Origin of the sequence: Neisseria brasiliensis (assembly GCF_009671065.1) — a bacterium.
Lineage (GTDB): Bacteria > Pseudomonadota > Gammaproteobacteria > Burkholderiales > Neisseriaceae > Neisseria > Neisseria brasiliensis.
On the sequence record NZ_CP046027.1, the window covers coordinates 642,730 to 659,198 of the forward strand.

Sequence of the window (16,469 nt, forward strand, 5' to 3'; positions counted from 1 at the left end):
CCTATTTGCGCGGACAAGTATTCACGCCGAGCAACGTGTACAAGCCGCAGAATGAGAAGACACCGCTGGCCAACACCAACACGCCCAGCCAACCCCACCAGCCGATGGTACCAGTGGCTGCTGCGATGATTAAGGCCAAGCCCACAATAATACGGATAGCGCGATCAATACCGCCGACATTGCGTTTCATCTTTTACTCCTTTTTATATTAAGTTTTTTAAATGTATTAAAAATATAATATGATGAGTGACACTTGTCAAGGCCGTCTGAAAAATTTTCAGACGGCCTGTGATACAATAAACGCATTCAATTTAGGATCAGCAACATGGAAGCCACCGTCTATCTCGAAGACAACGAATACATCGCCTTATGCGACCTGCTCAAATTAGCCGGATTGGCCGAAAGCGGCGGCCAAGCGAAAGCCTTCATCGCCGAAGGTGCGGTGTTGCGCAACGGCGAAGTGGAAACCCGCAAAACCGCTAAAATCCGCGGCGGCGAAGTGATTGAGTTTAACGGTGCGGTATTGGATATTGCCGATGGATACGACCCAGAAGACTAAAGCCGAAGCGCTGTTGGGCGAACCGCTGCTCGACGAACCCGTACGCCCAGAAAGCTGGGAATGCTGCGGCAGCGATTGCGGTGATGCGTGTATTCAAACCATTTATTGGGACGAAAAAGCACGCTACGATGCGCAGCAGAAAAAGCTGCAAAATCTAGACTTATCAGAAGATAAATAAACCGATTCTTTTTCAGACGGCCTAGTCATAAGCCGTCTGAACCTTTCTCTTTTCCCTATATACACACACCATGATAGACCTTCATTGCCATTCCACCGTTTCAGACGGCCGCTTAACGCCTGCCGAAGTGGTGCGCCTTGCCCATGCCAACGGCTGCACGATGCTGTCGCTGACCGACCACGACCACACCGGCGGCTTGGCCGAAGCGCGCGCCGAAGCGGATGCGCTGGGGCTGCATTTTATCAACGGCGTAGAAGTATCAGTCACATGGCGCGGCCGCACGATTCACATTGTCGGCTTGGATTTTGATAAGCAAAATACAACGCTGCAAAACTTATTGGCTACTGTACGTCAAGGCCGTCTGAACCGTTTGCAGGCGATTGCGGATAAATTGGCAAAAAAAGGCATACAGGGTGCGTTTGACGGTGCGATGGCCTTAGTAACCAATCCGGAAATGGCCAGCCGCACCCACATCGCCGAGTTTCTCATCAGCAAAGGCCATGTGCGCAACAAGCAGCAGGCGTTTAGCAAATATTTGGGCGATGGCAAACCGTGTTCGGTCAAACACGAATGGGCGGACTTGGGCGAATGCGTGGCCGCCATCAACGGCGCAGGCGGTATGGCGGTGATTGCACACCCGATGCGTTATGATTTATCGGCCACGGCCAAGCGCAATTTGTTTGACGAATTCAAATCGCTCGGTGGCGCAGGCATAGAAGTACACAGCGGCAATTGCAATAAAAACGACCGTTTGAACTACGCCCTATTGGCCGAACGCCACGGTTTACTCGCCAGCTCAGGCAGCGACTTTCACCGCCTGAACGATTTCTCCGGCGGCATACTCGGCGCTTGTCCCGAATTGCCGGAAAACTGTCGGCCGGTTTGGCAACATTTTAAAAATTAAGCCGAGACCTTTGCAAAACTCCAGATTTGAGTACAGTTCGAAGTGAGAGCAGCACAGAAAGCGCAGACATATCACAAAGATAGGCAAGCTTTCGAGCAGCGCATAACGAAGAAATGTGCCAAAGATGGGGATTTTGCAAAGGTCTCAAGCCGTCTGAAATAAGTTGATACAAAAAGACCGTCTGAAAGCATTCCCTTTCAGACGGCCTTTGATTTTTTTATTTAAAACACCGCTTGCAAAATCAGATAACACACCACCGACAATGCAGCCGCAGCCGGTAAGGTAATCACCCAAGCCAAGCCGATCGGTTTCATCAGCGCCCAGTTGGCATTGCGATTCACTAAGCCGATGCCCAATACCGCGCCAACCAAAATATGCGTACTTGATACCGGCAAACCCATTAATGAAGCTGCCATCACCACTGAAGCGGCCGACAATTCCGCAGCAAAGCCCGAAGCCGGATGCATGGCGGCCAAGCTGGTGCCGACGGTTTTAATCACTTCTTTACCGACAAACCACAAGCCAACAATCAAGGCGATACCGAAAGTCAGCATTGCAATCGGCGGCACGGGATTTTGTGCGTTGATGTCACCGGTACGCAACACATCCATAATCGCAGCAAATGGGCCAATGGCGTTGGCAATATCGTTGGCACCGTGACTGAAGGCAAAACCACAGGCGGTAAACACCTGCATCCAAGAAAACATTTGGAAAGTTGATTTGCCCAAATCTTTGCGCTTCAAACTCTTGGCAAACACAAACGTCGCCAGCCAAATCGCTGCGCCAATCATAAAGATGGTCAAGAAGCTGTTGACATTGCTCATGCCCAAATGCAGGTTTTTCAAGCCTTTGAAAATCAGCATGGCCGATATGATCATACCGCCGACCGAAGCAATCAACGGTACCCATGAATGCAGCGCTTTATACGAATCGACGCTGTTTTTGCGGTTGTCGATTTCATACAGGCCGCGGTAATAATCGGATTGCAATTCGGCCGGATCAAATTCAGGATCGTTGTAAATTTCTGCATCGCGGGAAATTTTGGTGGCGTAGTCCACTTTACCCGCTTCGTCTAAGGTTTCAAAAAACAGGCGGTATTGCTCTTTGTAGGCTTTCTTTTCCTGCTTAATCGCTTTGAGTGTTTCGTCTGCCCAAGCATTGTAATCCAACACATATTTTTTGATTTGCGAGAATACCACATAAGAAACCAAACCGCCCAATACCGGCGAGAGTACCCAAGAAATGGCGATTTCGCCCAGTTTGCCCCATTTAATCAAGGCACCGGCATCAACATGCGACATAAACGCCAAACACAGCGAACTGCCGACAATACCGCCGATAATCGCATGGGTAGTTGATACCGGCAGGCCTTTGCGCGAAGCAAACAATAGCCACAATGCTGCTGCCAACAAGGCCGACATCATGATGTAAACAAACTGCATAGGCTCGAGGCTCATCGCGCCCAAATCGACAATGCCTTTGCGGATGGTGTCGGTCACTTGGCCGCCGGCAATCACCGCACCGCTGACTTCAAACACCGCCGCAATAATCAAGGCTTGCGGAATGGTTAAGGTACCGGAGCCAACACTGGTACCAAACGAATTGGCAATGTCATTACCGCCGACGTTAAACGCCATAAACACGCCGAACACAGTTGCCAAAAGAAACAGCGCGGTATGGTTGTGATGGGTGTAACCCAAACCCCAATAAATAAAATAGCCGACCATGCCCACAAGCATAGCGGCAAATAAGGCATTAATCAGCTTTAAGTTCGCACTCGGTTGAGCCTGACCCATGGATGGATTCCTTTAAAACAGTTGAAGCGAGCCTGTTTAGTATTACAGTATGGTTACAATATTGTAACATAAGCTTGCATTGTAACCGTTTTGCTGAAATTGTTGCAGATTTATTTCCGTTTTATCGGCTAAATTTCCATTGAACCAGCCAACTTGGCCAAATCGCGTTAAAATAACCGTTTTTCCCATAGAATTCCCATGAGCAGCCAATACTATATCGGCATCATGTCCGGCACCAGCATGGACGGTGCGGATGCCGTTTTAATCCGCATGCAGGGCGCCAACTGGCAAGCCGCCGTCGATCACAGCTTTACCCCTTTTTCAGACGGCCTGCGACAAGAATTATTGGCGCTGCAAAATACCGGCAGCAACGAGTTACACCGCAGTTTTATGCTTTCGCAAACCCTAAGCCGCCTGTATGCCGATACCGTCAACCAGCTCTTGCGCCAGCAAAATCTCACACCTGAAGACATCACCGCCATCGGCTGCCACGGGCAAACCGTGCGCCACGCACCGGAAAACGGTTACAGCGTGCAATTGGCTAATTTGCCACTCTTGGCCGAACTCACCGGCATTTTTACCATTGGTGACTTCCGCAGCCGCGATTTGGCTGCCGGCGGACAAGGCGCGCCATTGGTACCTGCCTTTCATCATGCGCTGTTTTACCATGAAGAAGAAACCTGCGTGGTGCTGAACATCGGCGGCATTTCCAACATCAGCGTTTTACCGCCCGATGCACCGGCATTCGGCTTCGATACCGGCCCCGGCAATATGCTGATGGACGCATGGATGCAACATATCTGGCAGCTTCCTTACGACCGCAACGGCGAAAAAGCAACGCAGGGCAAATTATTGCCCGAATTACTCACCGCCCTGCTCAACCACCCTTATTTTTCCCAGCCTTATCCGAAAAGCACCGGTCGCGAATTGTTTTCACTGGAATGGCTACGAGGCCGTCTGAAAGGCGGCGAGCAGCCGGAAGACGTATTGCAAACCCTGCTCCAATACACCGCCTGCACCATTTTCACCGCCATCCGCCAAGCAGCGCCTGATGTTGGCAACATTTATGTTTGCGGCGGCGGCGTGCAAAACCAAGCCCTGATGGATGCTTTGGAAACCTTAACTCGCCGTAAAAATATTGCCCTACACAGCACCGCCAAGCTGAATCTCGATCCGCAATGGGTCGAAGCGGCTGCCTTCGGTTGGCTGGCGGCCTGCTGGATAAACCGCATACCAAGCAATCCACACCACGCAACCGGCGCACATAAGCCTTGTATTCTGGGGGCAGGTCATTACGCCTGACCTTGGTTGGACATATAATTTAATTTGCTAAAAAACCGCTCAATATCTAAACAATTTGAGCGGTTTACGTTTGGAACGTGAGACCAAGCACCTTAATTGCACAGATAAACCACATATAAAAAAGCCCTTGTTTGAACAAGGGCTTTTATTTCTACAAGCAACGTAAATTATTTCAATTTAGTTTCTTTGTAGATAACGTGTTTACGGGCTACTGGGTCAAATTTTTTGATTTCCAGTTTGCCAGGCATAGTGCGTTTGTTTTTGGTAGTGGTGTAAAAGTGGCCAGTACCAGCACTAGATTCCAATTTGATTTTATCGCGCATTGCAGTAATCCTTAATTATAAGCGTTCGTTAATTAAGCTTCGCCGCGAGCACGCAAATCAGCCAATACGACATCAATGCCTACTTTATCGATGGTGCGCAATGCAGCGTTAGAAACGCGCAAGCGAACCCAGCGGTTTTCACTTTCTACCCAGAAACGACGTGATTGCAAGTTAGGCAAAAAACGACGTTTGGTTTTGTTGTTGGCGTGTGATACGTTATTGCCAGACATCGGGCGCTTACCGGTCACTTTGCAAACTCGTGCCATGGTTAGTCTCCAAACTTCTAAAATAGTAAAACGCGATTTATACCATGAAAAGCAGCGTTTGTTCAAGTCGCTTTCTGAAAAAACGTGATTTACAGGGATAAAACCGCCTAATTGTTGCGTTCGCGAAACGCTTTGCTTCGCGAAGAGATAAAGATGAATTATAACGGATTTTTGACTGGCGCGCATCTGTTGCCTGCCAAAAATACAATCCAATGCCGTCTGAAAAATATAAAGAATATTCCTATAAACACAAAAAAGCCCTGCTTATGCAGGGCTTTTGATTGTTGCTTTCAGAGGCATTAATCCAATTGCGCCACAGAAACCGGCAAACCGCGCACGGCGGCCAATGTGGTATTGGCGGCTTTTTGCTGTTTGCGGAACGCGCTCATGTTATTTGGCGTCAGTTTCGGGGTCGGCAAGGCCACGGTTGTCGGGTTCACCGGCTGGCCGTTGACACGTGCTTCATAGTGCAAATGCGGGCCGGTTGAGCGGCCGCTGCTGCCGACATAGCCGATAATATCACCGGCGCGCACGCTGCCGGTCAATTGTGAAAACGCGCTCATGTGGCCGTACAATGTTTCCACGCCGTTGGCATGCACCACCATCACGGTATGGCCATAGCCGCCTTTCCAACCTTTAAAGGTAATCATGCCATCTGCGGCAGCACGAATCGGCGTACCGGTTGGCGCAGCATAGTCGATACCGGTATGCATACGCACGGTGTGTAAAACCGGATGCACGCGGTAGCCATAAGGCGAAGAAATGCGTGTATATTCAACAGGCTGAATATTAAAACCTTCTTTTTGCTGCAACGATTTACCGTTTTGGTCATAGTAGCTGCCGCTCTCTTCGTCATCTTTACCTTGGCTGTAGTAGTAAGCGTGGTAGGTTTTGCCGTTTTTCACGATTTCAGCGGCCAAAATATCGCCTACGCCCATTTGTTGGCCGCGGAAATACATGCTGTTGTACAGCAAACGGATCACATCGCCCTCTTTTAAGGTTTGCATGTCAACAGTGTCGGCAAAAATCTCACGAAGCTGCAAATAAACGTCGGATGGAATTTCAGCACGCAACATATCGCCAATAGCCGAGCTGCGAATCGCAATCGAGCGCAACGTTGGCATGGTTTTCATGTCGATTTCTTCGTTAGAAGCCTGCCATTTGCCGTTGACCTTTTCCAAGGCCACCAAGTTACGCTCTAATTCTTCATCAATGAAAAACTGTACATCGGTCACTTGGCCGGTGGCATCCACACGGATATTGACCGATTGATCGGCCTTCAGGTTTTTCATGTCACGCGTGGCATTATTTTTCGCCATGATGGCTTTGATGTCGGTTTGCGGCACGCCCATGCGGGTCAAAACATCCGACAGAGAATCGCCCTGCTGCACCACTTCTTGCGCCCAATAGCTGGACTGAAAATTACCGGTTTCAACATAAACTGCCGGTAATTCTTCCAATACGCGTTCAACTTTAAAGTCGCCCGCTTTGGGCATAGGCTCGGTCACCGCATAGGCCGTCATCACACCAGAAACCGGCAGCAACATACCCAACAATGACCAACGCACCGGCTTGTTTCGCCAAAACCGGCTGAAAAAAGAATTTTTCGTTTGTTCAGACACTCGCCAATCCTTCTTAATTTTTATCGCGGTTGAAGCCGCTTGATTTATCGTTAATGCTGTATTTTTGAAATCTGATTTATCTTATCTGCCGCTTTCAGACGGCCTAAAACCGGCCGCAACAGATAAGATAAATCGACTTCAGGGCAGAATTATCCGACCCAAGTGATAGATTGACACTTGATTTTGCTGAATTTTACGCGCGCCTATTGTAGCACAAAACCACCCGACGCGCCAAAAAGGCCGTCTGAAACGCCCTTAACTAATATTAGTCCACACTTCATTGAATCAAGTTCAATATGGCGTAAAATAAGCGTTTTCGCTTAACGCCAGCCTTATGAAACTCACGCTCGCCATTCCCGCGCTCAACCGTCGCAACGATGAGACACCGCCGCCGCTCAAACTTGACGCATTTAACCAAATCTTGCGATACGGCCGTCTGAACAAAATACCGCAAACGCCGTCTGAATTTTACCGCCACCATTTGTGGCAAGGCAGCTTATTGGCGCAGGCGAAACGTATACTGAATATTCCGGCCGACCAAGCCGCCGCGTTCGCCAGCCCGTTGTGGCAGCAAATGGGTATGCACCAAGTCAGCATCATCAGCGGCGAGCATTTACATATTCAAACCGAAGAAGCCGAACAGCTTTGCCAAGGATTAAGCGATTTTTATCGGGAAGACGGTTGGCAGTTTCATCTATTGCGACCGGACTTATGGCTCATCACCATGCCGTCTGAAAGCGATTGGCAAGTCGCACCAATCTGGGACATCGGCGGACAAATCGGCACTACCGACCAAGCCGCAGGCCGCGATGCCGTGCAATGGCTTAACAAGCAAACTGAAATACAAATGTGGCTGCATAATCATCCGCTCAACCAGCAGCGCCAAAACCAACAAGCCCCTGCGCTCAACGGTTTGTGGCTGTGGCAAGATATTGACGGCAGCAGCACGCATACGGGTTTACTCGCCAGCGACAGCCCGTGGGCGCAGTTTTACCCACACCAACGCATCGATGCGCCTTATGATTTTGATGTGTATTTGAATGCGGCCAAAGAATCCGGTTTATCCGTTTCAGACGGCCTGATTTTCTTGGATGATTTGGTCGTTACCGAACAAACCGGTGATGTGTTCGCCTATCAAGAAATCCTACAAAGTTGGGAAAACCGCTGGTTTGCGCCCTTATGGCAAGCCTTGCAATCAGGCCGCCTGAAACAGCTGACGATTGCAACCGATGGCGAAAACGGCGGTGAATTGGTGATAACCCCAACATCCAAATGGGCATTTTGGAAAGCGAAGAAAAGTTTTAATGGCATTTGGTGATAATGAAAACAAACAGGCCGTCTGAAACTTTCAGACGGCCTGCTTAATCAATGAATCAACAATGATTACATTTGTTGTTGCGCAGCACGGATGGCGTTTTGATCAGGGTTGATCAACACTTCCACGCGACGGTTTTGCGCACGGCCTTCGGCAGTGGCGTTAGACGCGATTGGTTGACGTGAACCGTAACCGGCAGTGCTCAAACGTGAACCGCTCACACCGCGTGATTGCAGGTAAGTAGCCACAGATTGTGCGCGGTTGCGAGACAATGGCTCGTTGATGGCGTCAGAACCGGTGTTGTCGGTATGGCCGTTGATGGTCAAAGTGGTGTCTGGGTATTGAACCAAAGTTTGTGCCGCAGCGGCCAAAGCGTTTTGTGCGTTGGTACTCAACGCGGCGCTACCGGTGGCGAAGGTTACGTTTTCAGGCATAACCAATTTAATTTGGTTACCTTGACGCTCTACTTCTACGTTGGTATTGGCCAAGCTTTCACGCAGTTTTTTCTCTTGGTAATCCATGTAGCCGCCTACACCTGCGCCCACTGCGCCACACGCCAAGGCTGAGTTACGTGCACCTTTGCTGCCGTGGGTCAATGCACCCACGATGCCGCACACAGCCGCGCTGCCCAAGCCGTAAACAGCGGTTTTGCTGGCGGTTTGCTGACCGGTAGTCGGGTTGGTCACACAGCCTGCCAAAGCCAAAGGAGCGGCAACGATGGCCAGTGTCAAAGGTTTCAAGAATTTCATGGTTTTCCTTTCGATAAAAACGTGCCTGTTACTAGGCCGTCTGAAAATAGGTTGCCGGCTTATTTCTCTCCAAGCCAACTTTTACACATGGTTATCATAACCAACATTTCAAATGCTTAAAAGCACGTTTAACCCGATATTACAAAGCTATTCATGCGCTAACGATTTTGTGATGACACACTACCGTTTATCGCTTTTCCAAGCAGATTGATGGTTGCTTTGCGCTTATTTCTTTACATTTTCACGATGTTTCTGATACCAGCGCAGCAAGATAAATTTCAATCTGACTTTCACATCATAACCCACCGACCCCGCACCCAATACAAACAACACCACCGCCACAGGCAAAGCAAAATGATGACCGATGGCCTGATAGCCCAATGCACCGATTATGCCGCCTAAAGTAAACGTCGCCATCAAACCTGAAAGCAACCACATTTTCGGCTTATTGACGCGAATATACGGCAGGCGCGGATGATGTTGTTTTGAATAATACATCACCTTGGATAACTCAATGCCCAAGTCGGTGGCCGAACCGGTCATGTGTGTTGAGCGAATCGCCCCGCCCGATAGCAAAGTAATCACCGTATTGTGCATACCCATAATAAAGCAGAGCAAAAACAACGCCAAAGACGGCAAAGCAAACTGCCCAAAGCCGAAATCAAGCTGAAAAGCGGTGGCGCCGAACAAACCAAAAATCAACAGATAAACCGCTTCCAGCCACATAGAAAAGCCATAGCTGCCGCGAAAACGCTTTTGCTGAGTCCACAAAATCACCCAGCTCGAATGCGCCGCACCCATCACAAAACAAATCACGCTAATCAACGCCACCAGCAATACACCCCATTCGCGCAGATAAACCATGTCCGCCACCAAAGAAAGCGAACCGGTGACATGCGAGGTGTAGCGGGCAAACGCGAAAAAGCCCCCGGCATTAATCGCACCGGCCAGCAGTGCCATCACATAGCCCAATCGGCGAAACCGCACATCCGAAATATTCTGCTCGCGCAAATACGGCCGATCCGCCTGCCAAAAAGGTGGCGCATGCAGGCGCTCATGCCGCTTGTTGTGCACCTTGTTTCTGCGCGGTGTCGCTTGATGATGGTCACTCATGCCAATCTATTTCCTTGTTTTTTCAGACGGCCTCACGCCCCGAATATTGATTTTGCAAACACAATCATAACAGACCCGCCGCCGTATAAACCAAACCCGAAGCAACAATATTACCGCTTGCTAAAACGCAATAAAATGGCGTACATTAAACCTTACCGACTCAATCAGGGGCAACACATGAAAAATATACGCAGCTTATTGATTCTTGGCGCGATTTCCACACTCGCTGCCTGCGCCACCACGCCCGAACAAAAAGCCGAGCGTGCCGCCGCGCAAAAACGTTACGAACAAAATCTGCAAGTCGCGCTCGCCGCCCAGTGCGACAAAGACACCGCATTATTAATGCAAAAGCAGTTTGAACAAGCCGAACAATCTACGGCACTTTCCAGCAAAGAGCAGCAGGAATTCCGCTTGAAATACGTCGATAAAGTCGCCGATCCGATGTTCCAAGCCTGCTACAAAATGGCGTGGCAAAACCACATCGCACAAGAAAAATTGCGCGAAGCCCGCTATTACCGCGACTATTACGACGATTGGGGCTGGCACCGACCGTTTTACCATCCATTTTGGTGGTAATTTGATTTAAACGATTAGCCACGTTGAGACCTTTGCAAAACCCCAGATTTGAGTACAGTTCGAAGTGAGAGCAGCGCAGAAAGCGCAGACATGTCACAAAGATAGGCAAGCTTTCGAGCAGCGCATAACGAAGAAATGTGCCAAAGATGGGGATTTTGCAAAGGCCTCAGGCCGTCTGAACGCATCACCTTTCAGACGGCCTTATCTATGATTCTAAAAAAGGCCGTCTGAATCCCATGCGTTATTTCTTCTGTTTATTATTGTGGCTGTTTGCCGCTGCCGCTTCGGCCAAAGGCGCGCCCGAAGCCGATACGTTTCTCTATGAAATCAGCAAACCCGGACGGCCGGTTTCCTATCTGCTTGGCACCATTCACGTCGGCAAACTCAAGGCCACCCTGCCCGCTGATTACCGCTACACGCTCAACCGCGTGTCGCAATTGGTGGTCGAAACCGACGAATCAAGCATGAGCGCCGCCGATAACTTGCACATGCTGCGCATGATGGCTGACAACCGCCCTTTAAAACAAAGCTTGGGCTCCGCACGCATGCGCCGATTGCAAAACGTGTTGGCCACCGGCCAAGAGCCTGCCGACTTTTCACCCGATAGCCAAATCAAACCATGGGCGTTTTGGCTGCTGACCCAAAGCACCTTCAATCCCAAGGGCTATTCTTATGAATACGGCATCGACAATTTATTGATTCAACGTGCGAAAAAGCTCAATAAGCCGGTGATTGCGCTGGAAGGCGCGGAGCAACTCAGCTATTTTGTCCACCTGCCCGAAGATGCCATCATCCGCTCGTTTGATTCTTTGGAAAAACACCACCAAGCCTTTCTAAACGACATCATCAGCTTAGAAGACGACTACCGCCACCAACGTGCTAAAAAAACATGGGCGGAAATCGCCAATCCCGCGTATCAATTGAGATTTCTGCCGCGCCGAGATCATCCGCTGTGGCACGAATTGATGTACGACACATTACTCACCCATCGCAACCAAGTCTGGCTGCCCAAGCTGATTGAAATCCTGCCACACAAACCGACCCTGATTGCCGTGGGCGCTGCCCATTTGTTTGGCGAACAAGGCTTGATTGTGCGCCTGCGCCAAGTTGGCTACCAGGTTAAACCGGTGAAAGTCAAAGTGGCTGTGCATTGATTTTTTTATCGAGGCCGTCTGAAACGTTTCAGACGGCCTCGAAAGCATTTATATACATCTTTCATATTTTCAACTAAAACAACCCGACACACATATTTATTCCGAAGCATTTATCCCAAGCACGATTGCGTTTACAATAGCGCCTGATTCAAACACACACCCACCACCATGAATATCCACCTCGGCCGCCATCACCCGCCCGAATGCCCACAAGGCGCGGCAGTGACCATCGGCAACTTCGACGGCGTGCATCTCGGCCACAAACACATTCTGCAAACCCTCAAACAACAAGCCGACACACTCGGCCTGCCGGTTGTTGTGGTGATTTTCGAGCCGCAGCCGAAAGAGTTTTTTGCCAAAAAATTCAACAAGCCGCAGCCTTACCGCATTTCCCCTTTACGCACCAAGCTGGATTTATTGCGCCAAACAGAATGTGTTGACATCGTGTGGGTGCTGCCGTTTACCCAAAGCTTCGCCGACATGCCTGCGCAAGCCTTTATCGATGATTTACTGCGCGACAAACTCAACACCCGCTACCTGCTCATCGGCGACGATTTTCGCTTCGGCGCCGGACGCGAAGGCGGCTTTGAAATGCTGCAAGCCCAAAGCGGTATGCAAACCGAGCGCACCCCTTCCGTCATCGTTGAAGACATCCGCACCAGCAGCACCGCCGTGCGCCAAGCCCTTTCAGACGGCCGCTTGGCCTACGCGCGCAAATTACTGGGGCACGATTACGTGTTGAGCGGCAAAATCAAACATGGCAAAAAACTCGGCCGCACTATCAACGCCCCCACCGCCAACGTGCAACTGCCGCCGTATCACTACGCGCTAAGCGGTGTGTTTGTGGTCGAAGCCGACGGCAGCTTCGGTACCCGCCGCGGTGTGGCCAGCTTTGGTTTCAATCCTACCGTGTCCAACAAAAAAACGCAGAAGCTGGAAGTGCATTTGTTTGACTTTCAAGGCGATTTATACGGCCAACGCTTAAACGCGCGCTTTTTGCACAAACTGCGCGACGAACAAAAATTCGACAACATCGACGCATTAAAAACACAAATTTTAAAAGACATGGAAGCAGCGAAAAATTGGCAGCCGTGATGGTCATCAAAAAGGCCGTCTGAAAAACAGGAATGTTTTTTCAGACGGCCTGTTGCTTAGCAGCTATGATTTAGAGAAACTAGCTTAGCCCGCTGAATGCAGCCGAACGAAGCAGGATTTTGGCAGGATAAAAGGCTCGGTGTTTGAGCTGCCCCAAAGCAGCGAATTCGAGCCTGCTGCCAAAATTCTGCGTAGTGAGGGAAGTTCGCCCCAAAGGGCGAACCTGCAATTGCGGTCGCCTTTCTTTTGCCTACTTTTCTTTGGCGAAGCAAAGAAAACGAAGTTTCTGCGAAGCTAAAAGTAGGTGGCCGCGCAGCCATGAAGCGCAAACGTTCCAATTGAGAAAATAAACCAATAACAAAACTCCTTTTCACTCTCTTTTCCTCAATGTGTCAAATGAAGGCCCATTTTTTTCGGTTTAACAATAAACACCACCTGAAAACAATTTATCCCAGCAGGCCATTATTTCCCCCAACACACACCAAACCCCTTATAAAAACAACACAATTCCGCTACAATACCCCTTTATGATTTTTTTCAGACGGCCTAACAAACAAAAGGCCGTCTGAAACCCAGTGACACCATTAAATCCGAGAACAAACATGACCGATTACAGCAAAACCGTCAACCTGCTTGAAAGCCCGTTCCCAATGCGCGGCAATCTGGCCAAGCGCGAACCTGCATGGCTCAAAAGCTGGTACGAACAAAAACGCTACCAAAAATTGCGCGACAAAACCAAAGGCCGTCCGAAATTCGTTTTGCACGATGGCCCACCGTATGCCAACGGCGACATCCACATCGGTCATGCCGTCAACAAAATTCTGAAAGACATCATCATCCGCAGCAAAACCCAAGCCGGTTTCGATGCGCCTTATGTACCTGGCTGGGACTGCCACGGCCTGCCGATTGAAGTGATGGTGGAAAAGCTGCACGGCAAAGACATGCCTAAAGCGCGTTTCCGCGAATTGTGCCGCGAATATGCCGCCGAACAAATCGCCCGCCAGAAAAAAGATTTCATCCGCTTGGGCGTATTGGGCGATTGGGACAACCCTTACCTCACCATGGATTTCCAAACCGAAGCCGACACCGTGCGCACTTTGGGCAAAATCTACAAAGCCGGTTATCTGTATCGCGGTGCCAAGCCGGTGCAATTCTGCTTGGATTGCGGCTCATCATTGGCCGAAGCCGAAGTGGAATACAAAGACAAAATCTCTCCGGCCATCGACGTGGCTTATCTGTTTCAAGACAACGCCGCATTAGCCAAAGCCTTCGGCGTGAACAGCATTGATGGCGAAGCCTTCGCCGTGATTTGGACCACCACACCTTGGACACTCCCTGCCAGCCAAGCGATTTCTGCCGGTGCGGAAGTGGTGTACCAACTGATTGCCACCGCCAAAGGCCATTTGGTTTTGGCCAAAGATTTGGCAGAAGATGCGCTGAAACGCTACGGCCTTTCAGACGGCATGAATGTAGTCGCCGAAACCACCGGCGCGCATTTGGAAAACCTGCATTTGAACCATCCGTTTATCGAACGTGATATCGTGATGCTCAACGGCGACCACGTCACCACCGATGCCGGTACCGGCTTGGTGCACACCGCCCCTGCTCACGGTTTAGAAGACTACACCGTCTGCAACCAATACGGCATTGAGCTCTACAACCCGGTTAACGGCGAAGGCCGTTACATCAGCGAAGTGCCGCGCGTGGCCGGTTTGACCGTGTGGGAAGCCAATCCGGTGATTATCGAATGGCTGCAAGAAAACAACCGCTTATTGTGCAACACCAAGCTAGAACACAGCTACGCCCACTGCTGGCGCCACAAAACGCCGCTGATTTACCGTGCCACCGGCCAATGGTTTATCGGTATGGACAAACCGGGCACCGACGGCAAAACCTTGCGCGGCAATGCGATGAAAGCAGTGGACGACACCGAATTCTTCCCGTCATGGGGTCGTGCGCGTTTGCAAGCAATGATTGAAGGCCGTCCGGACTGGGTAGTGTCACGCCAACGCTACTGGGGCACGCCGATGACTTTTTTTGTGCACAAAGAAAGCGGTGAATTGCACCCGAATTCTGCCGAATTGCTGGAACAAGTGGCGCAACGCATTGAAGAAAAAGGCATTGAAGCCTGGTTCTCGCTGGATAAAAGCGAATTGTTGAGCGCGGAAGATTGCGAGCAATACGACAAACTCACCGACACCATGGACGTTTGGTTCGATTCAGGCTCAACCCACTATTCTGTGTTGAAACAACGCGAAGAATTGACGTGGCCGGCCGATTTGTATCTGGAAGGCAGCGACCAACACCGTGGCTGGTTCCAATCGTCTATGCTCACCGGCTGCGCCGCCATGGGTCGCGCGCCTTACAAGCAATTGCTGACCCACGGTTTCGTGGTCGATCAAAACGGCCGCAAAATGTCGAAGTCCATCGGCAACGTGGTTGCGCCGCAAGAAGTGTACAACGAATTCGGTGCCGATATTCTTCGCCTGTGGGCAGCTTCAACCGACTATTCGGGCGAACTGGCAATTTCCAAAGAAATTCTCAAACGCGTGACCGAAAGCTACCGCCGCATCCGCAATACTTTGAGCTTCCTGTTTGCCAACCTGTCGGATTTCAACCCGTTTGAACACACCGTGCCGCAAGACCAAATGGTCGAGCTTGACCGCTACGCGCTGATTTTGGCGCGCCAACTGCAAGAACGCGTGGCCGGTGATTACTACCCACGCTATGCCTTCCACTTTGCCGTGAAAGACATCGTGTCGTTCTGCTCGGAAGACTTGGGCGCGTTCTACTTGGATATTTTGAAAGACCGCCTGTACACCACCCAAGCCGACAGCCACGCCCGCCGCAGCGCGCAAACTGCCCTGTATCACATCACCCGCAGCTTGGTGCTGCTGATTGCGCCGGTATTGTGTTTCACCGGTGAAGAAGCGTGGGACATCATCGGCGGTGGTGAAGAAGACAGCGTGCTGTTCCACACATGGCACGAATTCCCGCCGATTAACGAAAAAGCCGAAGCCGAAATCGTGAAAAAATGGGCAGCCGTGCGTGAAGTGCGCGAAGCCGTGACCGCCGCGATTGAGCCGCTGCGTACCGACAAAACAGTCGGCTCATCACTGCAAGCCGAAGTCGATATCCACGCGCCTGAAGCCTTGGCAGGCTATCTGCAAGCCTTGGGCGACGAATTGCGCTTTGCCCTGCTGGTTTCCAAAGCCAACGTGCACAAAGCCGACGAGTTGAGCGTTACCGCTAAAGCCAGCACCGGCGAGAAATGCGAACGTTGCTGGCACTACACCGATGACATCGGCAGCGTAGCAGGTCATGCCACCGTATGTAAACGCTGTGCCGATAATGTCGATGGCAAAGGCGAAGAGCGTCATTACGCTTAATACCTGCCGACAATTCATTTAACCGGTAAGTAGACCAAAGGTCGTCTGAACAATATTGTTCAGACGGCCTTTATCTTCATTGATTACCATTTTTACCAGTACCCGGTTAACTTTTCTTATCCAAACTA

At 50.4% G+C, this 16,469-nt stretch carries 16 protein-coding genes; 9 read left to right on the forward strand and 7 right to left on the reverse strand.

Features of this window, described 5'->3' with window-relative positions; genetic code table 11:
- Position 1 precedes the first annotated feature (1 nt).
- Positions 2-190: a YgaP family membrane protein gene (locus GJV52_RS03255; protein WP_100562499.1), complete on the reverse strand. Its 189-nt coding sequence runs from the start codon at positions 188-190 to the stop codon at positions 2-4.
- 135 nt (positions 191-325) lie between these two features.
- Between GJV52_RS03255 and GJV52_RS03260 the strand changes: the two genes are divergently transcribed.
- From GJV52_RS03260 to GJV52_RS03270, 3 genes are all read left to right on the forward strand, one after another.
- Positions 326-559 (forward strand): RNA-binding S4 domain-containing protein, encoded by a 234-nt coding sequence (locus GJV52_RS03260; protein ID WP_095501864.1) that lies wholly within the window; start codon positions 326-328, stop codon positions 557-559.
- Positions 537-737 carry an oxidoreductase-like domain-containing protein gene (locus tag GJV52_RS03265; RefSeq protein ID WP_100562501.1) on the forward strand — a complete coding sequence of 67 codons (201 nt, stop codon included), beginning with the start codon at positions 537-539 and terminating at the stop codon, positions 735-737. Before GJV52_RS03260 ends, GJV52_RS03265 begins: the two co-directional genes overlap by 23 nt.
- A 70-nt stretch (positions 738-807) precedes the next feature.
- Positions 808-1,641, forward strand: a complete 834-nt coding sequence (locus GJV52_RS03270; RefSeq protein WP_100562503.1) for a PHP domain-containing protein — start codon at positions 808-810, stop codon at positions 1,639-1,641.
- Between the two features lie 221 nt (positions 1,642-1,862).
- Here GJV52_RS03270 and GJV52_RS03275 read toward each other — a convergent pair whose 3' ends face one another.
- Complete coding sequence (locus GJV52_RS03275; protein WP_100562505.1) at positions 1,863-3,437, reverse strand: inorganic phosphate transporter; 1,575 nt, start codon at positions 3,435-3,437, stop codon at positions 1,863-1,865.
- A gap of 198 nt (positions 3,438-3,635) precedes the next feature.
- Between GJV52_RS03275 and GJV52_RS03280 the strand changes: the two genes are divergently transcribed.
- Entirely contained in the window at positions 3,636-4,739 is a 1,104-nt protein-coding gene (locus tag GJV52_RS03280) for an anhydro-N-acetylmuramic acid kinase (RefSeq protein ID WP_095501860.1), read from the forward strand.
- 167 nt (positions 4,740-4,906) lie between these two features.
- Here the strand turns inward: GJV52_RS03280 and rpmG are convergent, their stop codons facing one another.
- The 3 genes from rpmG to GJV52_RS03295 all read right to left on the reverse strand — a co-directional run bounded on the left by rpmG (position 4,907) and on the right by GJV52_RS03295 (position 6,875).
- The gene (gene rpmG / locus GJV52_RS03285) at positions 4,907-5,062 is read right to left on the reverse strand and encodes a 50S ribosomal protein L33 (protein ID WP_003684373.1); all 156 of its coding nucleotides are present in this window, start codon (positions 5,060-5,062) and stop codon (positions 4,907-4,909) included.
- A gap of 32 nt (positions 5,063-5,094) precedes the next feature.
- Entirely contained in the window at positions 5,095-5,328 is a 234-nt protein-coding gene (gene rpmB / locus GJV52_RS03290; RefSeq protein WP_002216391.1) for a 50S ribosomal protein L28, read from the reverse strand.
- A 299-nt stretch (positions 5,329-5,627) separates the two neighbouring features.
- Complete coding sequence (locus GJV52_RS03295; RefSeq protein ID WP_095501867.1) at positions 5,628-6,875, reverse strand: M23 family metallopeptidase; 1,248 nt, start codon at positions 6,873-6,875, stop codon at positions 5,628-5,630.
- A 409-nt stretch (positions 6,876-7,284) separates the two neighbouring features.
- Here GJV52_RS03295 and GJV52_RS03300 point away from each other — a divergent pair, with 409 nt between their 5' ends.
- Complete coding sequence (locus GJV52_RS03300; RefSeq protein WP_100562507.1) at positions 7,285-8,268, forward strand: hypothetical protein; 984 nt, start codon at positions 7,285-7,287, stop codon at positions 8,266-8,268.
- Positions 8,269-8,333: 65 nt separating this feature from the next.
- Here the strand turns inward: GJV52_RS03300 and GJV52_RS03305 are convergent, their stop codons facing one another.
- Both GJV52_RS03305 and GJV52_RS03310 read right to left on the reverse strand, forming a co-directional pair.
- Entirely contained in the window at positions 8,334-9,014 is a 681-nt protein-coding gene (locus GJV52_RS03305) for an OmpA family protein (RefSeq protein ID WP_095501855.1), read from the reverse strand.
- A gap of 225 nt (positions 9,015-9,239) precedes the next feature.
- Positions 9,240-10,127 (reverse strand): YoaK family protein, encoded by an 888-nt coding sequence (locus tag GJV52_RS03310; protein ID WP_100562509.1) that lies wholly within the window; start codon positions 10,125-10,127, stop codon positions 9,240-9,242.
- Between the two features lie 177 nt (positions 10,128-10,304).
- On the opposite strand from GJV52_RS03310, the gene GJV52_RS03315 reads away from it, so the two are divergent.
- The 4 genes from GJV52_RS03315 to ileS all read left to right on the forward strand — a co-directional run bounded on the left by GJV52_RS03315 (position 10,305) and on the right by ileS (position 16,341).
- Complete coding sequence (locus tag GJV52_RS03315; protein WP_100562594.1) at positions 10,305-10,703, forward strand: hypothetical protein; 399 nt, start codon at positions 10,305-10,307, stop codon at positions 10,701-10,703.
- A 236-nt stretch (positions 10,704-10,939) separates the two neighbouring features.
- On the forward strand, positions 10,940-11,857 hold the full coding sequence (locus GJV52_RS03320) for a TraB/GumN family protein (protein WP_100562511.1): 918 nt from the start codon (positions 10,940-10,942) through the stop codon (positions 11,855-11,857).
- Between the two features lie 168 nt (positions 11,858-12,025).
- On the forward strand, positions 12,026-12,952 hold the full coding sequence (gene ribF, locus GJV52_RS03325) for a bifunctional riboflavin kinase/FAD synthetase (protein ID WP_100562513.1): 927 nt from the start codon (positions 12,026-12,028) through the stop codon (positions 12,950-12,952).
- A 602-nt stretch (positions 12,953-13,554) separates the two neighbouring features.
- The gene (gene ileS / locus GJV52_RS03330) at positions 13,555-16,341 is read left to right on the forward strand and encodes an isoleucine--tRNA ligase (RefSeq protein WP_095501896.1); all 2,787 of its coding nucleotides are present in this window, start codon (positions 13,555-13,557) and stop codon (positions 16,339-16,341) included.
- The last annotated feature ends 128 nt before the right edge of the window (positions 16,342-16,469 follow it).